Source organism: Deinococcus sp. LM3 (assembly GCF_002017875.1).
In the GTDB taxonomy this organism is placed as follows: Bacteria; Deinococcota; Deinococci; order Deinococcales; family Deinococcaceae; genus Deinococcus.
The window spans coordinates 902,879-924,427 of record NZ_MUFV01000001.1 but is presented as its reverse complement, the minus strand read 5'-3'; the positions used below and the strand labels follow the sequence as shown (position 1 = coordinate 924,427).

Sequence of the window (21,549 nt, the reverse complement as noted above, 5' to 3'; positions counted from 1 at the left end):
ATCAAAAAGACTGAAAAACCGGCCGCAGCACACCACCTGCAAGGTCAGGCGCGGGTGGCGTCAGGGCTCAGCCGCCGATGTGCGACATCTCGACCTTGGCGGCGCGCGCTCCTGCGGCGGTCGCCTCCCCCCGCTCTTCACTGTACCGGTCCCGGCGCGCCGCCCATACCCCCGCGATCAGATCCTGCAGGGCCGCGCCGGACAGCGGAACCCCGCCCGGTTCGCCGCGCATCGGGCCGCGCAGGTCCGTGCCGCTTCCCGCGAACAGGCAGGTGTACAGCGTCCCCACCGCCGAGATCCGCGCCCGCGAGCAGTCCCCGCAGAACGGCGCGGTCACGGAACTGATCAGGCCCACCTCGTGCCCCTGCCCGTCGGTGTGGCGCGCGGCGACCTCGCCCCGGTACTCGGGATTCACCGGCGCAAACCGCAGGTCGTCGCCCGCGAGCCGCGCCAGTACCTCGCGGCTGGGCACCACGCTGTCCATGTTCCAGCCGTTGTGGTTGCCCACGTCCATGAACTCGATGAAGCGCACCGGCGCCAGATCCCGCAGCGCCAGCCACAGCTCGCGCAGGCCCGCGTCGTTCACGCCGCGCTGCACGACCGTGTTGATCTTCACCCCCAGCCCCGCCGTCAGGGCCGCCTCGATGCCGTCCAGTACTTTCTGCGGGTGCGTTCCCAGGCCGTTCATGCGCCCGAACACCTCGGGGTCGAGGCTGTCGATGCTGACCGTCACGCGGTTCAGGCCCGCCGCCTTCAGGTCGGCCGCCAGGCGCGGCAGCAGCAGCCCGTTGGTGGTCATCGCGACGTCCTGCACGCCCGCGATCCCGGAAAGCCGCCCGATCAGGTCCGGCAGGTCGCGCCGCAGGGTGGGTTCGCCGCCCGTGACGCGCAGCTTGCGCACCCCCAGCGCCACGAACGCGCCCGCCAGCCGCTCGATCTCCTCGAAACTCAGCAGTTCGGCGCGCGGCAGAAAGGCGTACTCCGGGCCGAACACCTCGGCCGGCATGCAGTAGGTGCAGCGCAGATTGCAGCGGTCAGTCACGCTGATCCGCAGGTCACGGAGGGGACGCCCCAACTGGTCGACGAGCATTGACCCGCAGCATACCCGCCCAGGGGCCACCAATTGGCGGGAACGCCGCCATTCGCGGCGCAGGCCAGCGAGCGGCCCGGTCAGCGGCGCATGTTCCGGACACAGGAACGAAGATCTTGGACCGGGTTCATTGCTTTTGATTGAACGGACTTCTACGCTGGCCGTCAGACCACACAGTTTTTCTACGCTCAGACGGCCGTTCGCCTGAGTGCGGTTTCCCCGGCGCACCCCTTCAGGAGGTTCATATGACCGTATCCAGCGTTCAGCCCGGCCAGACCACTCCGAGAAACGCCTCGTACCAGCAACTGGTCGCGCAGCGCAACTCCTTCACCGTCATCATGACCGTCGCGTTCCTGGTGCTGTACTTCCTGCTGCCCGTCCTGGCCGGCTATAACAAGCCCCTGATGGCCACCAAGGTCTTCGGGAACGTCACCTTCGGGTACGTGCTGGCATTCGCCGAGTTCGCCATGGGCTGGATCATGGCGTACGTGTACATCGTCAAGGCCCGCACCTTCGACCGCCTCGCGCAAGAGGCCCGCCAGTGACCCTGCTGCTTTCCGCGCTGATCGTCGCCATCACCCTGGCCGTCACCTTCTGGGCCTCCCGGCGCAACACCAGCGCCGGCGACTTCTACGTGGCCGGCGGCCGCATCAGCGCCACGCAGAACGGCATCGCCATCGCCGGGGACTACATGAGTGCCGCCAGCTTCCTGGGCATCACGGGCCTGATCGCCCTGAACGGTTACGACGGGTTCATGTACTCGGTCGGGTGGTTCATCGCGTACCTGACCGTCCTGTTCATCGTGGCCGAACCGCTGCGCAACCTCGGCAAGTACACCCTGGCCGACATGCTGGTCTACCGCCTGAAAGACCCCCGCGTGCGCACCTACGCCGCCGTCAGCACCATCGTGATCAGCACCTTCTACATGATCGCGCAGGTCGTCGGGGCCGGCAGCCTGATCAGCCTGCTCTCCAAGGGCGCGATCAGCGCGGACGTCGCCATTCCGCTCGTGGGCGTCCTGATGATCGTGTATGTCGTGGTGGGCGGCATGCTCGCCACCACCTGGGTGCAGATCATCAAGGCCGTGCTGCTGATGTTCGCCACCATCGTCATGACCGTCCTGATTCTCAACCGCTTCGGCTGGAGCTTCTCGAACCTGCTCGGTCAGGCCGAGGCCAGAAACGGCGCGGAATTCCTGGGTGCCGGCGTGAAGTACACCAACCCCATCGACCTGATCAGCCTGTGCCTCGCGCTGGTGCTCGGCACGGCCGGACTGCCGCACATCCTGGTGCGCTTCTTCACGGTGCCCACCGCCCAGGACGCCCGCAAGAGCGTCGTGTGGGCCATGGTCCTGATCGGCGCGTTCTACGTCATGACTGCCTTCATGGGCAACGCCGCGAACGTCCTGCTGGGCAAGGAAGCTATCGTGCAGGCCAACGCCGCCGGGAATATGGCCGCGCCGCTGCTCGCGCAGGCACTGTTCGGCGGGGCCGGCACCGTCGGCGGAGAATTCGGCCTGGCTTTCGTGACCGCTGTCGCCTTCGCCACCATCCTCGCGGTCGTCGCCGGCCTGACCATTAGCGCCAGCACCAGCTTCACGCACGACATCTACAACGGCGTCCTGAAAGGCGGGCAGGCCAGCGAGAAAGACCAGTTCCGTGTGGCCCGCATGGCCACCGTCGGCGTCGGCATCGCCGCGATCATCCTGGGCCTGCTCGCCAAGACGCAGAACGTGGCGTTCCTGGTCGCGCTGGCGTTCGCGCTGGCCGCCAGCGCCAACCTGCCCGTCATCCTGTTCACGCTGTTCTGGCGGAAATTCAACGCCACCGGCGCCCTGTGGGGCATCGTGGGCGGCATCCTGTTCACGCTGCTGCTGATCGCCCTCAGCCCCAACATCATGAAGATCGACCCGGATACCCTGACCACCGGCCGTCACCTGATCCAGGCCAACGCCATCTTCCCGCTGGAGAACCCCGGACTGATCAGCATTCCCGCCGGATTCCTGTTCGCGTACATCGGCACCATGATCGGCGCGGCCCGCCGCAACACCGCACAGGACGAACGCGACTTCGAGGACATGCAGTTCCGCGCGTACACCGGCGCCGGCACCGACGGCACCGTCGCCGCGCACGACTGATACGGCCTCGGATTGAATGGGCTTTGCAGCCCATTCAATCCGAGCGAAGCGAGTGGGAGCGGGGCGGGTTCCGGACGTGGAGCCGGCAATCCGGTGAAGTTCCGGATTGTTGGCGAAACAAACGGCAGTCCGTATGACCCGCACAGAGGAGGGGGCCCGGACGCCACGCGGCAGCCGGGCCCCTTCTGCCGAGTTGCGGACGCGCCCGCTCGCAACGTGGCCTAGCATGACGCGTGTGACTGCCCTGACCCACGCTGCCCGCGCCTACCCGACCGGATTCTGGGTGCTGTGGTGGGGCACGCTGCTCAACCGCCTGGGCGAGTTCGTGGTCCCGCTGCTGGGTTTCTACCTGACGGCGCAGGGGCAGCTGAGCGTCACGCAGGTCAGCGTGATCCTGGCGATGCTGGGCCTGGGCCGCTTCGTCTCTGAGGGCCTCAGCGGGGCGCTGACCGACCGGCGCGGCCCGGCCTTCACCATGATCCTCGCCCTGAGCGGCGGGGCCGTCATGATCCTGGCGCTGTCGGTGGCGCAGGGCTTCTGGTGGACGGCGGCGGGCGTGCTGGGCTTCTCGCTGCTGTCGGCGCTGTACAAACCCGCTGCGAGCACCGCCGTCGCGGAACTCACGCAGGGCGCGCAGCGGACCCGCGCGTACAACCTGCTGTACTGGGCGATCAACGTCGGGGCCGCCACCGCGCCCATCCTGGGTGGCTGGCTGGCCGGGCGGTCCATGCGGCTGCTGTTCTGGCTGGACGCCGCCACCATGGGCGCCTACGCGCTGCTGCTGGCGCTGCTGTATCCCCGCACTGCCCGGCCCGCCCGCAACGCGGGGGCACACGCCCGCCCGTTGCTGCCACGCGACCTGCTGTTGTGGCAGTTCTGCCTCGCCTCGCTGCTGTTCGGCCTGACGTACCAGAGTTACAAGGTGCTGGCCGTGGTGTTCGCGCAGCAGGGCTTCAGCGCCGTGCAGTACGGACAGGTTCTCGCCGTGAACGGCGCCCTGGTCGTCCTGCTGGGCCTGCCACTGGGGCACCTGATCGCCCGCAGTGGCCACCCGCGCTGGCAGGCGCTGGGCGCCGCGCTGCTGGGCGCAGGCTTCCTGGGGCACGCCGTGGCGCACACCCTGTGGGCGCACATGCTGGCCGTCGCGGTCTGGACCGTCGGGGAGATCATCGCGTACGGCATCAGCAAGACGATCATCAGCGAACTGGGGCCGCCCGCTCAGCGCGGCACGTACATCGGACTGGTGGGCAGCATGGCGGGCCTGGCGACCCTGCTGGCCCCGCTGCTGGGCGGCGCGCTCCTGCAGTCTCTGGGCGCGGGCGGGATGTGGGTCGTGATCGCTGGACTGGCCCTCCTGGCGGCGCTGCTGCTGCTGGCCCTGGAAGGCCGCGTGCGGGGTCGCCTGCTCCAGCGGCAGCAGGAAGCCCTGGCCTGAACTCCATGCACTTGAACCCCATGAACTTGAACCGGGTGCAGTACCGGCGCGGTACCTGCGCGCCCGTTCCATCCGGATTCCCACCGGACGCGAGTACAGTGACGGCACACACAACCCGACCGTCCCACTGTCCGGTGCGCCCGCGCACCCTGCTCCCGCCGTCCCCGGAGGTCCCCCGCATGACCCAGTCCCCCATGCCCGCCAGCGACCACATCGACGCCCTGCTGCACGAGGAGCGTGTCATCGCGCCCAGTGACGCCTTCCGCGAGCGCGCCCGCTACTCCGCCGAGGACTACGAGCGTCTGTACCGCCAGAGCCTCGACGATCCCGACACCTTCTGGAGTGGCGTGGCCGGAGAGCTGCACTGGTTCAAACCCTGGACGCAGGTCCTCGACTGGCAGCCGCCGCACGCGCAGTGGTTCGTGGGCGGGCAGACGAACATCGCCTTCAACGCCCTGGACCGCAACGTGGCGCGCGGCCTGGGCGACAAGCGCGCGGTCGTCTGGGAAGGCGAGGACGGCGAGGTCCGCACCTACACGTACGCCGAGCTGCTGCGCGAGGTCAAACGGGCCGCGAACGCCCTGCTGAACCTGGGCGTGCAGCCCGGCGACCGCGTGACCCTGTACCTGCCCCTGGTGCCCGAGGCGGCCATCGCCATGCTCGCCTGCGCCCGCATCGGCGCGGTGCATTCAGTGGTGTTCGGCGGGTTCTCGGTCAGCGCCCTGGCCGACCGCATCACCGACGCGCAGAGCCGCGTGCTGATCACCGCCGACGCCGGGCAGCGACGCGGCGCGCTGGTGAACCTCAAGGCGAACGCCGACGCCGCCGCCGCGCTCGCGCCGGGCCTGGAGAAGATGCTGGTCGTGTGCCGCGCCGACTGCGACGCGCCTATGCAGGAGGGCCGCGACGTGTTCTGGCACGACGCCCTGAACGCCGCCAGCGACGACCACGAGGCCGCCCCTCTGGACAGCGAGCACCCGCTGTTCATCCTGTACACCTCCGGCAGTACCGGCAAACCCAAGGGCGTGCAGCACACCACCGGCGGGTACATGGTCGGCACGTACCTGACCACCCAGGCCGTGTTCGACCTGCGCGACGACGACGTGTACTGGTGCACCGCCGACGTCGGCTGGATCACCGGCCACTCCTACAGCGTGTACGGCCCCCTCCTGAACGGCGCGACCGTCGTCATGTACGAGGGCGCCCCCAACCACCCCGACTGGGGCCGCTTCTGGGACATCGTGCAGAAACACCGCGTGACCATCCTGTACACCGCGCCCACCGCCATCCGCGCCATCATGCGCCAGGGCGACGAACTGCCCGCAAGCCGCGACCTGAGCAGCCTGCGCCTGCTCGGCTCGGTCGGGGAACCCATCAACCCCGAAGCGTGGATGTGGTACTGGCGCACCATCGGCGGCGGGCGCTGCCCGGTCGTGGATACCTGGTGGCAGACCGAGACCGGCTCCATCATGCTGACCACCCTGCCCGGCGCGCACCCCAGCAAACCCGGCAGCGCGGGCCTGCCCATGTTCGGCATCGAACCCGCCATCATGACCCACACCGGCGAGGAACTCGGCCCCGACGACGGCGGCCTGCTGGTCATCAAACGCCCCTGGCCCAGCATGCTCCGCACCGTGTACGGCGACGACGACCGCTACCGCAAGAGCTACTGGGGTGAAATCGAGGGCGTGTACTTCGCCGGGGACGGCGCCCGCCGCGACGCCGACGGGTACATCACCGTGACCGGCCGCGTGGACGACGTCCTGAACGTCAGCGGCCACCGCCTCGGCACCATGGAGATCGAATCCGCCCTCGTCGCCCACCCCAGCGTCTCCGAGGCCGCCGTCGTCGGCCGCCCCGACGACGTGAAAGGCGAATGCGTCGTCGCGTTCGTCCTCCCGCAGGGCGACCGCACCATCGACCCCGCCGAACTGCGCGCCCACGTCAGCCGCGAGATCGGCGCGCTCGCCCGCCCCGACGCCATCTACGTCGCCGACGCCCTGCCCAAAACCCGCAGCGGCAAGATTATGCGCCGCTTCCTGCGCCAGATCGCCGCCGGAAAAGAAATCCAGGGCGACACGAGTACCCTCGAAGACCCCGGCGTGCTCGACCGCATCGCCGCCACGCAACCCGTGTAAGCGCCGTCAGGGCCGCGCGCCGCGATATCGCCTCTGGTGGGATATCGCGGCGCGCTTTCTGGTTCATGCGGACTCCGATTGAATGGGCTGCAAAGCCCGCTGGGTCCGAGCGAAGCGAGTGGGAGCGGGGCGGGTTCCGGACGTGGAGCTGGCAATCCGGTGAAGTCCCGGATTGTCGGCGAAACAAACGGCAGTCCGTATCAGGTGCCGCTGAGCGCGTACTCGGGCGGATCGGCCCGCAGTTCCAGATGATCCTCACACCACTGCGGGTGCAGGTCCACGCTGGCCGTACGGCCCCAGCGGGCCCCCTCGTGCGCGGCGCGAACAGTCAACGTGACGGTCCCACTGGGTTTCGCGGACACCTGAATGTCCAGGTGCCGCAGCGGGTCCGGGCGGCACCCCCCGAGCAGCTGGGTCTGAAGTTCCGGAAGCAGGGGCCGCAGCGCCTGATGCAGGTCGGCAGGAAGCATGCCCGCAGCATGCGCCCCGTCGCGCGGCCACGGAACTGGCCGGTTGACCGGAGCGGCTGGCCAACCGGCAGGCCCCCGACTGGCCAGCTGGCATCACAGAGACGGAGAGTGCCTCCAGATCAGCAGCTGCGCGGCGTCCTGAACGGGGAAGAGGTGGGGGGAAACCTCCGCCTCTTCCCCGTACGTGCCGAGCAGGAACTGGGCGTCGTCTGCGGTCAGCGTGAGCGGGCAGGTGAGGGTCAACGCGGGTTCCGGATGCGCCTTCCCAGGTGCCAGAGGCTGGCCCAGCGCCGCCCAGGTGGCCCGCAGGTGCGCCGGACCGTGCGTTGCCACCCACACCCGTCTGCCGGGCCGCAGCACGCGCCGCGCTTCCGCCAGCGCTCTGGCCTGATCGGGCAGGTGGGCCAGAACCCGCGCGAACAGCACCACGTCGAAGCTCGCATCCGGGAACGGCAACGCCTCCGCGTGCGCGGGCTGCACGCCCGGCCCCGGCGTGGGATCGACCCCCACCACCCGGCCCGCGTGCCCCCGCCGCGCCAGCTCCCGCACCAGCCGACCGTCCCCCGCTCCCACATCCAGCACGTCCAGGGAAGGGGAGAGTTTCAGCGCGTCCAGCAGCGCACCCTCCGGCCACGCCCGCCCACACAGGTGCGAGAGCCGCACGTCACGCTCCCCCAAACGGGCAGAGGCAGACGCCGGGTGCCCCCCAGCCATCTGCCTCCGACCATCTGCCATCGGCTCCTACATCTCCATCCGGGTTTTCAGGAAGTTGGTCATGACGGCCCCGCGTTTGTAGAAGGGGTTGTCCATGATCTTCACGTATAGCGGAATGGTGGTTTTGGGTCCCTGGATGACGGTTTCTTCCAGGGCGCGTTTCATGCGGCTGATCGCCTGCTCGCGGGTGTCGTGGTGGACGATCAGTTTGCCGATCAGGCTGTCGTAGTGGGGGGGGATCACATAGCCGGTGTAGCAGTGGCTGTCCACGCGCACGCCGGGGCCGCCGGCGAAGTGCACGTCCTCGATTTTCCCGGCGGCCGGGCGGAAGTCCTTGTCGGGGTCTTCGGCGTTCAGGCGGCATTCGATGGCGTGTCCGCGTAGCACCACGTCGTCCTGCTGGATGCTCAGGCCGTGGCCGGACGCGATTTCCAGTTGCAGTTTCACGAAGTCCAGGCCCGAGATTTCCTCGGAGACGCAGTGTTCCACCTGGATGCGGGTGTTCATCTCCATGAAGTAGTAGTTGCCGTCGCGGTCCACGATGAATTCCAGCGTGCCGGCCCCGGCGTAGTTGACGTGCTTGGCGAGGCGCACGCCCGCCGCGAGGATCTCCTGACGCAGCGTGTCCGGGAGGGTGCTGGGGGCTTCCTCGATGAGTTTCTGGTTGCGCCGCTGGATGGAGCAGTCGCGTTCGCCGATGTGGATCACGTGGCCGTTGCCGTCGCCCATGACCTGCACCTCGACGTGCCGGAATTCCTCCAGGAATTTTTCCATGATGAGGGCGGGGTCGCCGAAGTACAGCTTGGCTTCTTCCTGCGCCTGCGCGAAGCCCTTGGCGAGTTCGTCCTGCGTGCGGATGACTTTCTGGCCGCGTCCGCCGCCGCCGGCGCTGGCCTTGAGCAGCACCGGGTAGCCGATCTGCTTGGCGGCCAGCAGGGCGGCGTCCGTGTCTTCCAGCACGCCGGTGCCGGGCACGACGGGCACGTTGCTCATGGCGGCGATCTCGCGCCCGCCGGCCTTGGAGCCGAGGGCACGCATGCTCTCGGGGGTCGGGCCGATGAACGTGATGCCGTGCTCGCGGCACATCTCGGCGAAGTCCGGGTTCTCGGCCATGAAGCCGTACCCGGGGTGAATGCCTTCCGCACCGGTCATCAGGGCGGCCGAGAGGATGTTCGGGATGTTCAGGTACGACTGGTTACTGGCGGGCGGGCCCACGCACACCGACTCGTCGGCCAGCAGGACCGGCAGGCTCTTCTCGTCGGCGGTGGAGTACACCACGACCGTCTTGATACCCATCTCCCGCGCCGTCCGGATGACGCGCAGGGCAATCTCGCCACGGTTGGCGATCAGGATCTTCTTGAACATGCATGCCTCCAGCGGTTGGGAGACGAACCTCGGTCGGCTGAGTTCTGAGCCGCTCCGATTCCGGGGAGCACCGGGAACGTCGCCCGGCCCACCCCTTCATCTGCGCGACTCAGAACCTGTTGCTGCTCGCTCCGCTCGGGTTAGCCTCCGGTTCACCGCAATTATTCGATGATGAACAGCGTCTGGCCGTACTCGACGGGTTCGGCGTTCTTCACGAGAATCTCGCGAATGGTGCCGCCCTGCTCGGCTTCGATCTCGTTCATGAGTTTCATCGCCTCGATGATGCACAGCACCTGCCCGGCGGCCACGGTATCCCCGACTTTCACGTAGGGGGGCGCGTCGGGGCTGCTGGACGCGTAGAAGGTGCCGACGATGGGCGCCTTGACGGGCGTGCCCTTGCTGGCGGGTTTCTCGGCGGGAGCCTCGGGGGCAGGTGCGGCCTGCGCGGGCGCGGCGGGGGCGCTGGCTTCCGGCTGGGCGGGCGCGCTGGGTGCGGGCATGGGCGCGAACGCGGGGGCGCCCGCGGGCGTGGGGGCCGCGAGTGGGGCGGGGCCGGGGGCGGGCTGCGGTGCGGGAGCCGCGAAGGCCTGCGGGCCGCGCTTGAGGCTCAGGTCGAAGCTGCCGGTACGCAGGCTGAATTCGCGCACGTCGGCGTACGTGAGGGCATCGAGAATCTGTTTCAGGTCATTCGGGTTCATGGCCCCTCCTTGAAGGTCTGCTGTGTTCTGCGGTGGACGCTGCCCCCAATCATGCCCCGTACGGGACGAGAGGGGGTGTCACCGCGTGCCTAACGCTCGTTTGGCTGAACCGAGTCTAATGTAAAAGGCGAGGGCCGCCCCCCGCACCATCGGCTGGGAAGGCGGCCCTGCACTCACCGTTTCAGGCGCGGCTGAGGTAGGCGCCGGTCCGGGTGTCGACCTTGACCATCGTGTCCTGCTCCACGAACAGCGGAACCTGCACCACGGCGCCGGTTTCCAGCTTGGCGGGCTTGGTGCCGCCGGAGGCCGTGTCGCCGCGCAGACCGGGATCGGTCTCCACGATCTTCAGGATCACCTGGTTGGGCAGGGTGATGCTCAGGGCCTTCTCGCCGTACATGGCGACCTCAATCTCGGTGTTCTCCTTCATGAACTTCGCGGCGTCACCGACCAGCGAGGGCGGCAGCGTCACCTGCTCGAAGGTGTCCATGTCCATGAACATGAAGTCCTCGCCGTCCTTGTACAGGTACTGCATGGTCTTGCCTTCCACGTAGATGTCCTGCAGTTTCTCGCCGCTGTTGAAGGTGCGGTCCACGATCGCGCCGGACTCCATGTTGCGGAACTTCGTGACGACCTTCGCGCCGCCGCGACCCATCTTCAGGTGCGAGTAATCCAGGCATTCCCACAGGCCGCCGTCCATCTCCACTTTCGTGCCGTTGCGCAGTTCAGTAACGCTGATCATGTCATTCTCCTTTTTTTCCCACCGGGGCCGCCTCCGCACCCCCCCGCCGGGCAGGGGAACGCGGGGAGCCGCGCGGCAACGCATAGGAGTCTAGCAGACCCCCCCACGACCCTTCCACCGGGGCGGGCGCGTTTGCTATGCTGTCACGGTTGCACGTCCGCCCCCGCCCCCGGACCGACCCCGCCGGGTCCCGGCGCGCGGCGAGAGCGAGGCGGCGAAGAACGCCAAGGAGAGAGCACATGGAACTGAACGCCAAACCCCGCAAGAGCCAGGAGAAACTGGCCGAAGGCATGATCCCCGCCGTCGCCTACAACAAGGAGAACAACGTCTCCTTCGCCATCGACCGCAAGGCCTTCGACCGCGCCTTCCGCACCCAGAGCACCACCGGCCTGTTCGACATCACCGTCGAGGGCGGCCAGACCTTCCCCGCGCTGGTCAAGACCGTGCAGATGGACAAGCGCAAGCGCACCCCCATCCACGTCGACTTCTACATGGTCACCTACGGTGAACCCGTCGAAGTGAACGTGCCCGTGCACACCACCGGCAAGAGCCAGGGCGTCGTCATGGGCGGCCTGCTCGACATCGTCGTGCACAACCTCGCCGTGATCGCCCCCGGCCCCCGCCGCATCCCCCAGGAACTCGTCGTCGACGTGACCAAGCTCGCCATCGGCGACCACGTCACCGCCGGCCAGATCAAACTCCCGGAAGGCGTGAAGCTCGCCGGTGACGCCGACCAGGTCGTCATCAGCGTGCTGCCCCCCCGCCTCAGCGACGGCGAAGCGGCCGCCGAAACCCAGGCCGCCCAGGTCGCCGGCATGGTCGCCAGCGGCGAGATCAGCGAGGAAGCCGCCGCCGCCGTTCTGGAAGGCGAAACCAGCCTCGAAGAAGTCAAGGGCGACGACACCACCGAAGCCTGAACCCCGCACCACAGCGCCGCCCCCCTCCCACACCGGGAAGAGGGCGGCCTTCCGTAGGGCGCCGCTGCCGCTGCCCGTCGCCCTGCCTGCCGGAATGCGCCCACGCGGGCAGGGCGTGCCATGGATTCCGCCTGTTTCAGCAACAACCCGGACAGGGCGCCGGGTGGCCCATGTCACGCCCGGAACCCGCGCCTCTGCTACGGGCCCTGCCTCGCCGCTCTGCGAGCCCGCTGGATGCACAGAGGCCATGGAGGGACGCCCTCCGGACCTCTGCCCTCTGCCTTGAGGTGGCCGCCCGCTGCCGTCCAGCATGGGCGGCCCGTCTGTCCCGGTATCCCAGTGTCCCAGCGCGTGCCAGGGCCAAAAAAACCGCCCCGTGAGGGGCGGCTGGTCGCTCAATTGGACTTCAGGGCTGGCCGGGCGTGACCGGGGCGGGTACGGCCGGTTCAGTGCTGGCCGGATCAGTGACAGCCGGATCAGTGGTGGCCGGCTCAGTGGTGGCCGGGGGCGCGTCCGTGTCAGGCTCTGCCGGAGCGTCCGGTTGCGTGGGCGCCGTCTCGGTGTCGGCGGGGGCCGTGTCCGGCGCGGTCTCGGTCGGTGCCGTGTCGGTCGCTGCGGTGGCCGGCAGGCGAGACAGGGCCACGACGGTCACGCCGAACGACTCCCGGCCGCTCAGTTCGAATGCCTGTCCGTCACGGGACAGCAGGACAGCGTCGCCCGTCGCCTCACTCCCGGCAGAGGCGTCGCTGCCGTCAACGGTGGTGTACCCGTCGGCCTGCAGGGCCGCCAGCGTGCGGGCCATCGCGTCCCCGGTGCTGCCGGCGTACACGAGCGCCTCGCCCAGCACGGTCGGCACGGTTTTCAGGACTTCCTCGCCTTCCAGGACGGGGACTTTCACGCTGCCCGGTGCGGGCAGGCTGCTGGCGGTGGGGGCCACGTCGTCGGGTGCCGGAGCGGTCTCGACTGGGGCTGTCTCGGTCGGCACGGTCTCAGTGGGGGCCGCGTCTGTGGGAGCCGCATCTGTGGGAGCCGTGTCCGTCGGCAGGGGAGGCGTCGCCTGCTCCGTGCCCGTGGCGGGCAGACCCAGGTTCGGAACCGGCTCGGTGGCCGGGACCGTGATCGGGGTCGTCTCTGCCGGAGCTGCGCCGGGCGGGGTCGTCTGGGCGAAGGCGGGCGCACCGGCCAGCAGGCCCAGGGTGAGCAGGCCCAGCAGGGAGCGGGAGCGTGCAGGAACGAAGCGGGTGGTTTCAGTGGAACGCATGAGGCACCTCTTGATAGGCAGTGCCCGCCATGAGCGGGTCAGTGCGGAAAGTGAACGGGCCAGCCGGATGCCGGCCGTTCCTGCCCTTCACCATGCGCGGCGGACCTGCGCTTTCCCTGCGTGAACGCTCAAGCGCGTCCCCCGCCTGCGCTCAGGGCCAGCGGCGAAACCCCTCACGCGCCTCAGCCGGCCGTCAGGTCACCCTCACCTGCCGGCCCGCAGAGGGCGTGGCCCCGGCGCAGTACCCGGCGTGCGTTAACACACCCGGCCCGGCCAGCGGATGGGGGCGCGCCCTCACACCCGCACCCGCGCGGGAACGCACAAACGGCGCGCCGGAGCCCACCGGTGCTCATGAACCGATCAGGAACCGCGCAGGCACGCCGCCCGTTCCGTCTGTGGCCTCTGCGCGCACACCCGCGCGCTCTCGGTGAATGCCGGGAGGTGCCCGTCCACCCGCGCCAGCAACGCCTGGAAGTCCGGCACCATCGCCGCGTACGCCGCCACCGCGCCCAGCGAGGCGTTGTTCACGCCGCGCGCGAAGTAGGCGTCGTACCCCGCGTACTCGCCCCACGCGGCCCTCAGCGTGGCGTACCGGGCGTTCAGGTCCGCCAGGACCGCCGCCTTTCCCTCCCGCCGCCGCTGCCCGGTCAGGTCCGGACGGGCGTACAGCGCCTCCAGCTGCGCGCGGGCGCCGAGCAGCAGCGCCTCGAAGCCCGACTGCCGCTCCTGCGCCAACCGGTCCTGCTCGCGCAGCTCCGGCGTGCCGTGCGCGGCCAGCCAGCGCCGCATTCCCTCCTCCTCGACCGCCGTGGCGTACGACTCGTTGAACACCGTGTCGCCCGGCACGTACAGGGCCGGGTGCGCCAGTTCGTGAATCACCGTGCGGATCAGGGTCGCGTCCGGGTACGCCAGCATGGTGGACAGCACCGGGTCGTTCAGGTACCCCAGCGTGGAGTACGCACTCACGCCGCCCACGCTCACGTCCCGGCCCGCCGCGCGCCGCTCCTGCGCGTACGCCCGCGCGGCCGCCTCGCTGAAGTACCCCCGGTACCCCACGCAGCCCGCCACCGGGAAACACGACGTGTCCAGCGTCACGCTGAACTCCGGCGCGGAAAAGACGTTCCACACCACGAACGGCCGGCCCACATCCACGAACTTCAGGAAAGACCCGTGATCCGGCAGGCCCAGCCCACCCGCCGCCTCGGGGGCCACCGCGAAGGCCCGCACCTCCGACGCCAGCCGCAACTTGCGCCGCACCTCCGTGGGCGTGGCCGGGTCCGCCAGGGCCGCCTCGACCGGCCGCGCCCGCCGCAGCAGGTCCAGCTGCCCGCCCGCCGCCTGCGTCAGGTACCGCACGTCCGCGCACCCGCTCAGGGCCACCCCCGCCAGCAGCAGACCCGCCGCCCACGCCGCCCGCCTCATACAAACTCCGATTGAATGGGCTGCAAAGACCGTTCAATCCGAGCGGATGCGACTCGTAGAGCTGCCCCGCAGAGTAGGAGAGAAACGGGTTCCGGACGTGGAGCTGGCCATCCGGTGAAGTTCCGGATTGTCAGCGAAACAAACGGAATCCGTATCACGCGCACCAGACCCTCATGATCCCAGTATGCGCCGCCTCCCGGCCGATACGCGGGATGCACAGGCGGCTACACTGGGAGCATGACAGCACGCCGTCCTCAGTCGCGCGGGATGTGCCGGGCCTGCGGCTTTACCGGCACCAAGGCCGCCATGACCCGCCACCAGAACACCTGCCCCCAGCGGCCCCTGCCCCGCGTGAAGGCGCGCGACGGGTACCGCCTGCGGATCACGGCCAACTCCCGGTACTGGCTGGACGTCGAGGTGCCTGTCAGCGCCACGCTGGACGACCTGGACGGCTTCCTGCGCGGCATCTGGCTGGAATGCTGCGGGCACCTCAGCGAGTTCTCCATCGGGCCGCAGGAGGACCACGACGACTTCGACCCGTTCCGCCCGCGCCGGAAACGCAAACAACCGACCCTGGAGGAGCTGGGCCTGGGCGCCGGAGACCGCTTCGACTACACCTACGACTTCGGCAGCAGCACGAACCTGAAACTGACCGTGCAGGCGCGCGAACCCGTCACCACCACTGCCAGGGACACCGTGCGCCTGCTGGCCCGCAACCTGCCGCCCGAGCTGGGCTGCCAGGAGTGCGGCGCCCCGGCCCGGTGGGCGCACAGCTGGGAGTACGACGACCTGACCGGCCAGCCCACGCTGTACTGCGACCGGCACGGCGAACAGACACGGGACGAGCAGCTGCCGGTCGTGAACTCACCCCGCATGGGCGTGTGCGCCTACGAGGGCGGCAACGACGACGACTGGCCGCCCGCCGAGGCACCCGAACAGGCCGGGAAGGCTCCCGCAGCACAGAAAGGCCCGGCCCAGAAAGGCCCGGCCCAGAAAAGCCCGGCCCAGAAGGCTTCAGCCGAGAAGACCAGCGCCCCGAAGACCACCCCCAAGAAGGCGCGGGCGTCGGAAACCGGGACGCCCACCCGGGGACGACCGGACCGGGACGGCCCCCCCGTGACCGTAGAACCGGACACGGGCGACGCGATCATCCGGATCGACTCGCCGCTCGCTGCCGCGTTCTTCGACGCTGACGACGGGGACTTCGACCTCGACGCCCTGCGCGCACTGCCGCTGGACCCGAACCTCGTGTGGATCGTGACCAGCCGCGAGCTGCCGAGCCTGCTGCCACCCGACGAGGGAATACCCAGCGTCACGCTGATCCTGAACGCCGTCACCGGGCAGATCCTGACCACCGAACTCATTCCCGACGCCACCCCGGACGACGTGCTGGACGTGGTACTGGACGCCATGCTGGACGGCACCAGCGCCGGCGTGCCCGTCCGGCCCCGCCGGATCCTCACGCCCGACGCGGCGCTCGCCCCGGTCCTGGCAGACATCCTGACCGACCTGGACATCCAGGTGAACCAGCAGGCCATGCCGGAAATCGACGGAATGTTCGGAGAGATGACCGCGCAGATCTCGACCGGACTGATGGACCAGCAGGCCGCCTACGCCCCACGCGCCTTCCTGACAGACGCCGACGACGCCACCGTACGGGCCTTCCAGCAGGCCGGGACGCGCTTCATGGCGGCCGCACCCTGGCAGACGTTCCCACCGGACCGGCTGCTGCGGGCCAGCTGGACCGCGCCGGACGGCACACCCGCGCAACTGTACGCCCTGGTCATGGGCGAACTGGGCCAGGAGTACGGGCTGGCGCTCTACCCCGACTGGCCGGCGTACGTGCAGCACACGAACAACAGTTTCAACACCGACCTGGCCCTGCTCGTCACGGGCGGCCTGGAGAGCCTCACCATGAGCACCGAGGCGGAATTCGACCCGCAGGACTGGGCGCGCCTGCGGGCGGCCGGACTGGGCGCACGGACCAAAAAAGCCCCCTCCCTGACACGCTTCACCGCCACCGGCACGGCACCGGCCCGCACCCCCCTGCACGCCGTGACCGCGCTCCTGAACGCCGTCGCGGAACGAGCCGAACGTAGACGGACGACCGTCACCTCCCTGAAAACCGAGCTGGACGGCGTGCAGATCCAGTTCCCGGCCGGACCGCGCGACGACCTGAGCCCCGCCGAGCGAGAAGGCAGCGTCAGGATCGTCGCGCACAGCAGCGGCGCTTACCTCTCCTCCCGCCCCGTCATCCTGACCGGCCCGCCCGACATGCTGCTCTCACGCGCCTTCGGCGCAGCCCGCAAATGGCTGCATGAGAAGGAAAGGAGCCTGAACGAACGCTTCCACCTGCCCTACCGCCTGGAATCACCGGACATCCTGATCGAGAACGGCAACATGTTCGGCGACCTGCACGCACGGATGTGGGACAGCCACGTCGGCGCGCCGAACCTGACCCTGGCGCACCTCGTCCGGCTGGGCACCCTGATGGACGAGCTGGCGACAGTGCAGGCCACCCGGCAGCCGGGCACGGTGGACGACCTGACCCTCGAACTGGGCGATGAAATGGACAGCGACCCGACGCCCCCCAACCTGCGCCTGCACTGATCCGAACGCCGGCTGGATGGGTTGCAGAGCCGCTCGACCCGGGCCGACCCGTACAGCAGCGCCGTAAAGTGGCAGCAGAGGCGGATTCCGGAAGTGGCGCTGGCAACCCGGCGCCGAAACCCGGCATCGGCGTAGGCGCCTTCCGGGCGCGGCGGGCCGTACAGTACGGAGCGTGAAGCACCTGCCCCGGCTCACCCTGACTCTCCTGCTCGCGGGTGCCCTCGTGCTGCCCGGCGCCGGGGCGACCCTGGTGTCACCGCCACAGGCCGCGCAGGTGGACCGGAGCGTTCAGGTGGCCGCGAAGCTGCTCACGCCGGACGAGGTGATCGTCCTGATGAACGCGGGCCGCCTGACCGACGCGGAAACCGCCGCCCGCGCCGCCTCGGCTGCCCACCCGGAATCCGCGCGGTCCCTGCTGCTGCTGGCCCGCATTCAGGCGCGGCAGGGGAGACTCCCGGAGGCCCGCGCCGCCCTGAGCCGCGCCCAGGCGCTACCGCAGTGGAACGAGCAGGAACTCGGCGTGCCCTTCGAGACGCCCGGCCGTATAGAGCAGGTCATGCGGCGCGACCCGACCGCCGCGCGGGGCCTGCTGGCCGACGTGCTGCTGGCCGAGGGGGACGACCCCAAGGCGTACTACCTGCTGGCCATGACCGAGGCCCTCGCCCGGCAGTGGGACGCCTCACGCGCCGCGCTGGCCCGGGCACGCGCCCTGTCACCCGAGCTGGGATTCGCGGATCCGGAGTCGCTGGCCTCACTGGAACGGGCCCTGCAGCAGAACCAGCCCCCTGTTCTGGACGGCCCGGCGCTGGCCCCATCGCCGTGGCGGTACGCGTGGGTGGCGGTGGGCGTCCTTCTCGCCTGGGGAGCGGCCGTCGGATTCCGCGCACTCAGGCGGTACCTTCAGGCGGAACGCGTCCGGCGCGAGCGGCGCGTCACGGAAGTCACCGAACGCACGACCGCTTTACAGGCACAGCTGGATGAGTTGCTCCGGCAGGCCCGGCAGCAGACCGGACCGGAGGCGCAGCCCTTCCTGGCCCGCCTGACCTACCTGAACAGTCAGCTGAAGCAGTGGCGGCAGGAAGGCCTGGACGACCTCGCCACCGCCGCCATGATTCAGGTCCGCTACGACCACCTGCACGCCGCCGTGCAGACCGAGGAAACCTTCGCTGCCTACATGGCCGAGCAGCAGGCGCGCGAGGCGCAGGAAGCCAACGCCCTGGCCGTCAGGGCCCGCCCCGGTCACCAGGGTCCGTCCAGCCTGCGCAGCGGTGAACGCAGCAGCTGGAGTAGCGGCCGCAGTCGCTCCAGCCGTGACAACTCCGGCGGCAGCAAGTGGTGACGGGCAGGCGCACCGGGCAAAGCAGAGCGGTCAGCTCCCACAGGAACTGACCGCCACCGCAGACGGGACGCTTAGGCCGCGCCGACCTTCTTGGCAATGATGCCCTCGATGTACTTCACGACGCTCTTCAGCGGCACGCGGCCCAGCACGTCCTCTAGGAACGCGGTGACCAGCATCTTCTCGGCCACCTCGCGGGCAATGCCGCGCGAACGCAGGAAGAACAGCGCCTCCTGATCCACCGGGCTGGTGGTGCTGCCGTGGCTGCACCGCACGTCGTTCGCGTTGATTTCCAGCTGCGGCACGCTGAAGTTCCGCGCGTCGCTGCTCAGCATCAGGGTGCGGTGCTTCTGGTACGCGTCGGTCTTCTGCGCGCCCAGGTCCACCTTGATCATGCCGCTGAACACGCCGACGGAGGCGTCGTTGTTCACGCCCTTGTACAGCAGGTCGCTGTACGCGTTCGGCGCGGCGTGGTGTTGCAGGGTGTAGTGATCGAAGTGCTGATCCTTGTTCGCGAAGTACAGGGCCAGCATCTCGCTGTTCGACCCCTGCCCACGCAGGTAGGACTGCATCTCGGTGCGGCTCAGGGTGCCGCCCATCGTGACGACCAGTGAGTTCAGGGTCGCGTCGCGGCCCACGTCCCCACGCTGCCGCTGGATGTGCGTGACACCCTCGCCCCAGTTCTGGATGCTGACGTACCGGACGCGCGCGGCGTCCTTCACGACCAGTTCCACCGCGCCGATCGCGTACGTGCCGGGCAGCGCCTCGCTGTCCTGCTCGTCGATGAACGTCACCTGCGCGTTCTCCTCGGCCACGACCAGCGTGCGGGTCGCGGTGTACGTCCCGGCGTCACTCATCACGCGGAAGGAACCCAGGGGCAGTTCGACCTCCACGCCGCGCGGCACGTACACGAACGCACCGTTCGTCCACAGGGCCGCCGCCAGCGCACTGAACTTACCCTCACTGGGGTCCGGGCTCTTGCTGGGCGTCGTGCCCGGCGCGGCAATCGTCGTATCGTCCGGCACCTCCGCCGGCACCACGGAGTACAGGTACTGCTGCACTTTATCTGCGTGCTGCTCCACGGCCGTCTTCAGGTCCGTGAAAATCACGCCCTTCGCCGTCAGCTCCGCCGGAAGTTCCGTACGGTACACCACGTCCGGCCCGTCCAGCACCAGGAACGCACCCACGTCCGTCCCGGTCAGGCGGTCCTGCACGCTCTGCGGCAGCGCCGACACGTCCGTCACCACGTCACGCTTCCCGTGCGGGCGCAGCGCGTCGAAATCCACGTCCACGCGCGTGTACTTCCACGCCTCCACGCTCTCCTGCGGCACGTCCAGCGTCGTGAACAGCTCCAGGCTTTCCTTACGCTTCGCAGTCAGCCACTCCGGCCCCTGCACCTGCGCCAGTTGATCATTGAATTTGGTCATGAAACCTCCTTGATTTGCGTTGTTGTTGCGGGCAGTCACGGGTGACACGCCTGCCCCGTCACACAGTGAAATCCCTCGCGGCCGATCAGAAATGCCACGTCCGGTCTTCCCTGCCTGGCGTAACCCCTCAGTCCGCTACGCGGCCAGCTCCCCTCGAGGGGAGCCAGGGGCACACCAAGCCTCCCCTTGAGGGGAGGTGCCCCGGAGGGGCGGAGGGGTCGCCCTGCGGCATCGGTGATGAAATCCACCCGCCTGCCGGACTGGCGCGTGCTGGCCAGTCAGGCAGGCGAACAGCAATCAACCGACCGAACCTTCCATTTCCAGTTCGATCAGGCGGTTCAGTTCCACGGCGTACTCCAGCGGGAGTTCCTTCGCGATGGGTTCGATGAAGCCGCGCACGATCAGGCCAGCTGCCTCGTCTTCTGACAGGCCGCGGCTCTGGAGGTACAGGATCTGGTCGTCGTTGATCTTGGAGACGGTCGCTTCGTGGCCGACGCGGGCGTCCTTCTCTTCGATCTCGATGTAGGGGTAGGTGTCGGTGCGGGCCTCGTCGTCGAGGAGCAGGGCGTCGCATTCCACGTTCGTCTGGCTGCCTTTGGCACCCTCGTAGATCTTGACGAGGCCACGGTAGGAGCTGCGGCCGCTGTCCTTGCTGATGCTCTTGGACACGATGGTGCCGCTGGTGTTCGGGGCGAAGTGCACGATCTTCGCGCCGGCATCCTGGTGCTGGCCGCGACCGGCCATGGCGATGCTCAGCACCTCGCCGCGCGCGCCTTCTTCGAGGAGGTAGCAGGCGGGGTACTTCATGGTGACCTTGCTGCCCAGGTTGCCGTCCACCCACTCCATGACGCCGTTGCCGTACACGGCGGCACGCTGGGTGACGAGGTTATAGACGTTGTGGCTCCAGTTCTGGATGGTGCTGTACCGGAAGCGGGCGCCTTCCTTCACGACGATCTCGATCACGCCGGAGTGGAAGGAGTCGCTGCTGTAAGCGGGGGCGGTGCAGCCCTCGATGTAGTGGGCCTGCGCGCCCTCGTCGATGATGATCAGGGTGCGCTCGAACTGGCCGCTGCTCTCGGCGTTGATGCGGAAGTACGTCTGGAGGGGGATGTCCACCTTGACGCCCTTGGGCACGTACACGAACGAGCCGCCCGACCACACGGCGGAGTTGATGGCCGCGAACTTGTTGTCCTCGGGCGGCACGATGGTGGCGAAGTGCTCACGGAACAGCTCCGGGTACTCCTTCAGGCCGTCCTCGATGCTCAGGAACACCACGCCCAGCTTCTCCCACTCCTCTTTCAGGTTGTGGTACACCATCTCGCTCTCGTACTGGGCGCCCACACCGGCCAGCGCGGCGCGCTCGGCTTCGGGAATGCCCAGACGCTCGAAGGTCTGCTTCACGTCGTCCGGCACGTCATCCCACGAGCGGGCGTTCGCACCCTCGGGTTTGATGTAGTAGTAGATCTCGTCGAGGTCCAGGCCACTCAGGTCCGCGCCCCAGGTGGGCATGGGCTTGGAGTAGAAGATGTCCAGCGCCTTCAGGCGGAAGTCCAGCATCCACTGGGGTTCGTCCTTGGCTTTGCTGATCATCTCGACCACGTCGCGGCGCAGGCCCTTGGGGGCCTTCACGGCGTAGCGTTCGGGGTTGCTCCAGCCGTACTCGTACTCTTTGTTGATCTCGTTGACTTCGGGATTAATGGTCATGATGACTCCTTGGAAACTGCCCGGTCTTCAATCACGAAAGGATGAATCAGAGGTGCGGTCTTTTCATGCTGGTGCGCGTAAAGGCC

At 68.7% G+C, this 21,549-nt stretch carries 17 protein-coding genes; 7 read left to right on the top strand and 10 right to left on the bottom strand.

The window, feature by feature from the left end; all coding sequences use genetic code 11:
* Positions 1 to 67: 67 nt before the first annotated feature.
* Positions 68 to 1,090 (bottom strand): GTP 3',8-cyclase MoaA, encoded by a 1,023-nt coding sequence (moaA, locus tag BXU09_RS04240; protein WP_078300783.1) that lies wholly within the window; start codon positions 1,088 to 1,090, stop codon positions 68 to 70.
* 245 nt (positions 1,091 to 1,335) lie between these two features.
* Between moaA and BXU09_RS04235 the strand changes: the two genes are divergently transcribed.
* The 4 genes from BXU09_RS04235 (at position 1,336) to acs (ending at position 6,800) form a co-directional block, all read left to right on the top strand.
* The gene (locus BXU09_RS04235; protein ID WP_078300781.1) at positions 1,336 to 1,635 is read left to right on the top strand and encodes a DUF485 domain-containing protein; all 300 of its coding nucleotides are present in this window, start codon (positions 1,336 to 1,338) and stop codon (positions 1,633 to 1,635) included.
* Positions 1,632 to 3,227, top strand: coding sequence for a sodium/solute symporter (locus BXU09_RS04230; RefSeq protein WP_078300780.1), 1,596 nt, complete (start codon positions 1,632 to 1,634; stop codon positions 3,225 to 3,227). The genes BXU09_RS04235 and BXU09_RS04230 overlap by 4 nt, the downstream gene beginning before the upstream one ends.
* Positions 3,228 to 3,453: 226 nt before the next feature.
* Entirely contained in the window at positions 3,454 to 4,662 is a 1,209-nt protein-coding gene (locus BXU09_RS04225) for an MFS transporter (RefSeq protein WP_078300778.1), read from the top strand.
* 179 nt (positions 4,663 to 4,841) lie between these two features.
* Positions 4,842 to 6,800, top strand: coding sequence for an acetate--CoA ligase (gene acs / locus BXU09_RS04220; protein ID WP_078300776.1), 1,959 nt, complete (start codon positions 4,842 to 4,844; stop codon positions 6,798 to 6,800).
* Between the two features lie 200 nt (positions 6,801 to 7,000).
* On the opposite strand, the gene BXU09_RS04215 is transcribed toward acs, so the two are convergent.
* The 5 genes from BXU09_RS04215 to efp form a co-directional block, all read right to left on the bottom strand.
* Positions 7,001 to 7,270 (bottom strand): hypothetical protein, encoded by a 270-nt coding sequence (locus BXU09_RS04215; RefSeq protein WP_078300774.1) that lies wholly within the window; start codon positions 7,268 to 7,270, stop codon positions 7,001 to 7,003.
* A 93-nt stretch (positions 7,271 to 7,363) separates the two neighbouring features.
* Complete coding sequence (locus BXU09_RS04210; protein ID WP_240501011.1) at positions 7,364 to 7,933, bottom strand: class I SAM-dependent methyltransferase; 570 nt, start codon at positions 7,931 to 7,933, stop codon at positions 7,364 to 7,366.
* Between the two features lie 78 nt (positions 7,934 to 8,011).
* Positions 8,012 to 9,349, bottom strand: coding sequence for an acetyl-CoA carboxylase biotin carboxylase subunit (gene accC, locus BXU09_RS04205; protein WP_078300773.1), 1,338 nt, complete (start codon positions 9,347 to 9,349; stop codon positions 8,012 to 8,014).
* Positions 9,350 to 9,510: 161 nt separating this feature from the next.
* On the bottom strand, positions 9,511 to 10,047 hold the full coding sequence (gene accB / locus BXU09_RS04200; RefSeq protein ID WP_078300771.1) for an acetyl-CoA carboxylase biotin carboxyl carrier protein: 537 nt from the start codon (positions 10,045 to 10,047) through the stop codon (positions 9,511 to 9,513).
* Between the two features lie 181 nt (positions 10,048 to 10,228).
* Entirely contained in the window at positions 10,229 to 10,786 is a 558-nt protein-coding gene (gene efp, locus BXU09_RS04195) for an elongation factor P (protein ID WP_055362101.1), read from the bottom strand.
* A 239-nt stretch (positions 10,787 to 11,025) separates the two neighbouring features.
* Between efp and BXU09_RS04190 the strand changes: the two genes are divergently transcribed.
* The gene (locus BXU09_RS04190) at positions 11,026 to 11,703 is read left to right on the top strand and encodes a 50S ribosomal protein L25/general stress protein Ctc (protein WP_078300770.1); all 678 of its coding nucleotides are present in this window, start codon (positions 11,026 to 11,028) and stop codon (positions 11,701 to 11,703) included.
* 406 nt (positions 11,704 to 12,109) lie between these two features.
* On the opposite strand, the gene BXU09_RS04185 is transcribed toward BXU09_RS04190, so the two are convergent.
* Both BXU09_RS04185 and BXU09_RS04180 read right to left on the bottom strand, forming a co-directional pair.
* Positions 12,110 to 12,964: a hypothetical protein gene (locus tag BXU09_RS04185; RefSeq protein WP_078300768.1), complete on the bottom strand. Its 855-nt coding sequence runs from the start codon at positions 12,962 to 12,964 to the stop codon at positions 12,110 to 12,112.
* Between the two features lie 360 nt (positions 12,965 to 13,324).
* Complete coding sequence (locus BXU09_RS04180) at positions 13,325 to 14,386, bottom strand: aminopeptidase (protein ID WP_078300767.1); 1,062 nt, start codon at positions 14,384 to 14,386, stop codon at positions 13,325 to 13,327.
* A gap of 237 nt (positions 14,387 to 14,623) precedes the next feature.
* Here BXU09_RS04180 and BXU09_RS21175 point away from each other — a divergent pair, with 237 nt between their 5' ends.
* Together BXU09_RS21175 and BXU09_RS04170 are read left to right on the top strand one after the other, a co-directional pair.
* On the top strand, positions 14,624 to 16,996 hold the full coding sequence (locus BXU09_RS21175; protein WP_078300765.1) for a hypothetical protein: 2,373 nt from the start codon (positions 14,624 to 14,626) through the stop codon (positions 16,994 to 16,996).
* Positions 16,997 to 17,168: 172 nt separating this feature from the next.
* Positions 17,169 to 18,335 (top strand): tetratricopeptide repeat protein, encoded by a 1,167-nt coding sequence (locus tag BXU09_RS04170; protein WP_078300764.1) that lies wholly within the window; start codon positions 17,169 to 17,171, stop codon positions 18,333 to 18,335.
* 71 nt (positions 18,336 to 18,406) lie between these two features.
* Here the strand turns inward: BXU09_RS04170 and sufD are convergent, their stop codons facing one another.
* Both sufD and sufB read right to left on the bottom strand, forming a co-directional pair.
* A complete protein-coding gene (sufD, locus tag BXU09_RS04165) occupies positions 18,407 to 19,759 on the bottom strand; it encodes a Fe-S cluster assembly protein SufD (protein ID WP_078300762.1) in 1,353 nt (450 codons plus the stop codon).
* A 297-nt stretch (positions 19,760 to 20,056) separates the two neighbouring features.
* Positions 20,057 to 21,463 carry a Fe-S cluster assembly protein SufB gene (sufB, locus tag BXU09_RS04160; RefSeq protein ID WP_078300761.1) on the bottom strand — a complete coding sequence of 469 codons (1,407 nt, stop codon included), beginning with the start codon at positions 21,461 to 21,463 and terminating at the stop codon, positions 20,057 to 20,059.
* Positions 21,464 to 21,549: the final 86 nt, after the last annotated feature.

Excerpts from the sequence above, each read along its gene's own strand:
- moaA (WP_078300783.1), bottom strand. The coding sequence starts at position 1,090 with ATGCTCGTCGACCAGTTGGGGCGTCCCCTCCGTGACCTGCGGATCAGC.
- BXU09_RS04235 (WP_078300781.1), top strand. The coding sequence starts at position 1,336 with ATGACCGTATCCAGCGTTCAGCCCGGCCAGACCACTCCGAGAAACGCC.
- BXU09_RS04225 (WP_078300778.1), top strand. The coding sequence starts at position 3,454 with ATGACGCGTGTGACTGCCCTGACCCACGCTGCCCGCGCCTACCCGACC.
- acs (WP_078300776.1), top strand. The coding sequence starts at position 4,842 with ATGACCCAGTCCCCCATGCCCGCCAGCGACCACATCGACGCCCTGCTG.
- BXU09_RS04215 (WP_078300774.1), bottom strand. The coding sequence starts at position 7,270 with ATGCTTCCTGCCGACCTGCATCAGGCGCTGCGGCCCCTGCTTCCGGAA.
- accC (WP_078300773.1), bottom strand. The coding sequence starts at position 9,349 with ATGTTCAAGAAGATCCTGATCGCCAACCGTGGCGAGATTGCCCTGCGC.
- accB (WP_078300771.1), bottom strand. The coding sequence starts at position 10,047 with ATGAACCCGAATGACCTGAAACAGATTCTCGATGCCCTCACGTACGCC.
- efp (WP_055362101.1), bottom strand. The coding sequence starts at position 10,786 with ATGATCAGCGTTACTGAACTGCGCAACGGCACGAAAGTGGAGATGGAC.
- BXU09_RS04190 (WP_078300770.1), top strand. The coding sequence starts at position 11,026 with ATGGAACTGAACGCCAAACCCCGCAAGAGCCAGGAGAAACTGGCCGAA.
- BXU09_RS04185 (WP_078300768.1), bottom strand. The coding sequence starts at position 12,964 with ATGCGTTCCACTGAAACCACCCGCTTCGTTCCTGCACGCTCCCGCTCC.
- BXU09_RS04180 (WP_078300767.1), bottom strand. The coding sequence starts at position 14,386 with ATGAGGCGGGCGGCGTGGGCGGCGGGTCTGCTGCTGGCGGGGGTGGCC.
- BXU09_RS21175 (WP_078300765.1), top strand. The coding sequence starts at position 14,624 with ATGACAGCACGCCGTCCTCAGTCGCGCGGGATGTGCCGGGCCTGCGGC.
- sufD (WP_078300762.1), bottom strand. The coding sequence starts at position 19,759 with ATGACCAAATTCAATGATCAACTGGCGCAGGTGCAGGGGCCGGAGTGG.
- sufB (WP_078300761.1), bottom strand. The coding sequence starts at position 21,463 with ATGACCATTAATCCCGAAGTCAACGAGATCAACAAAGAGTACGAGTAC.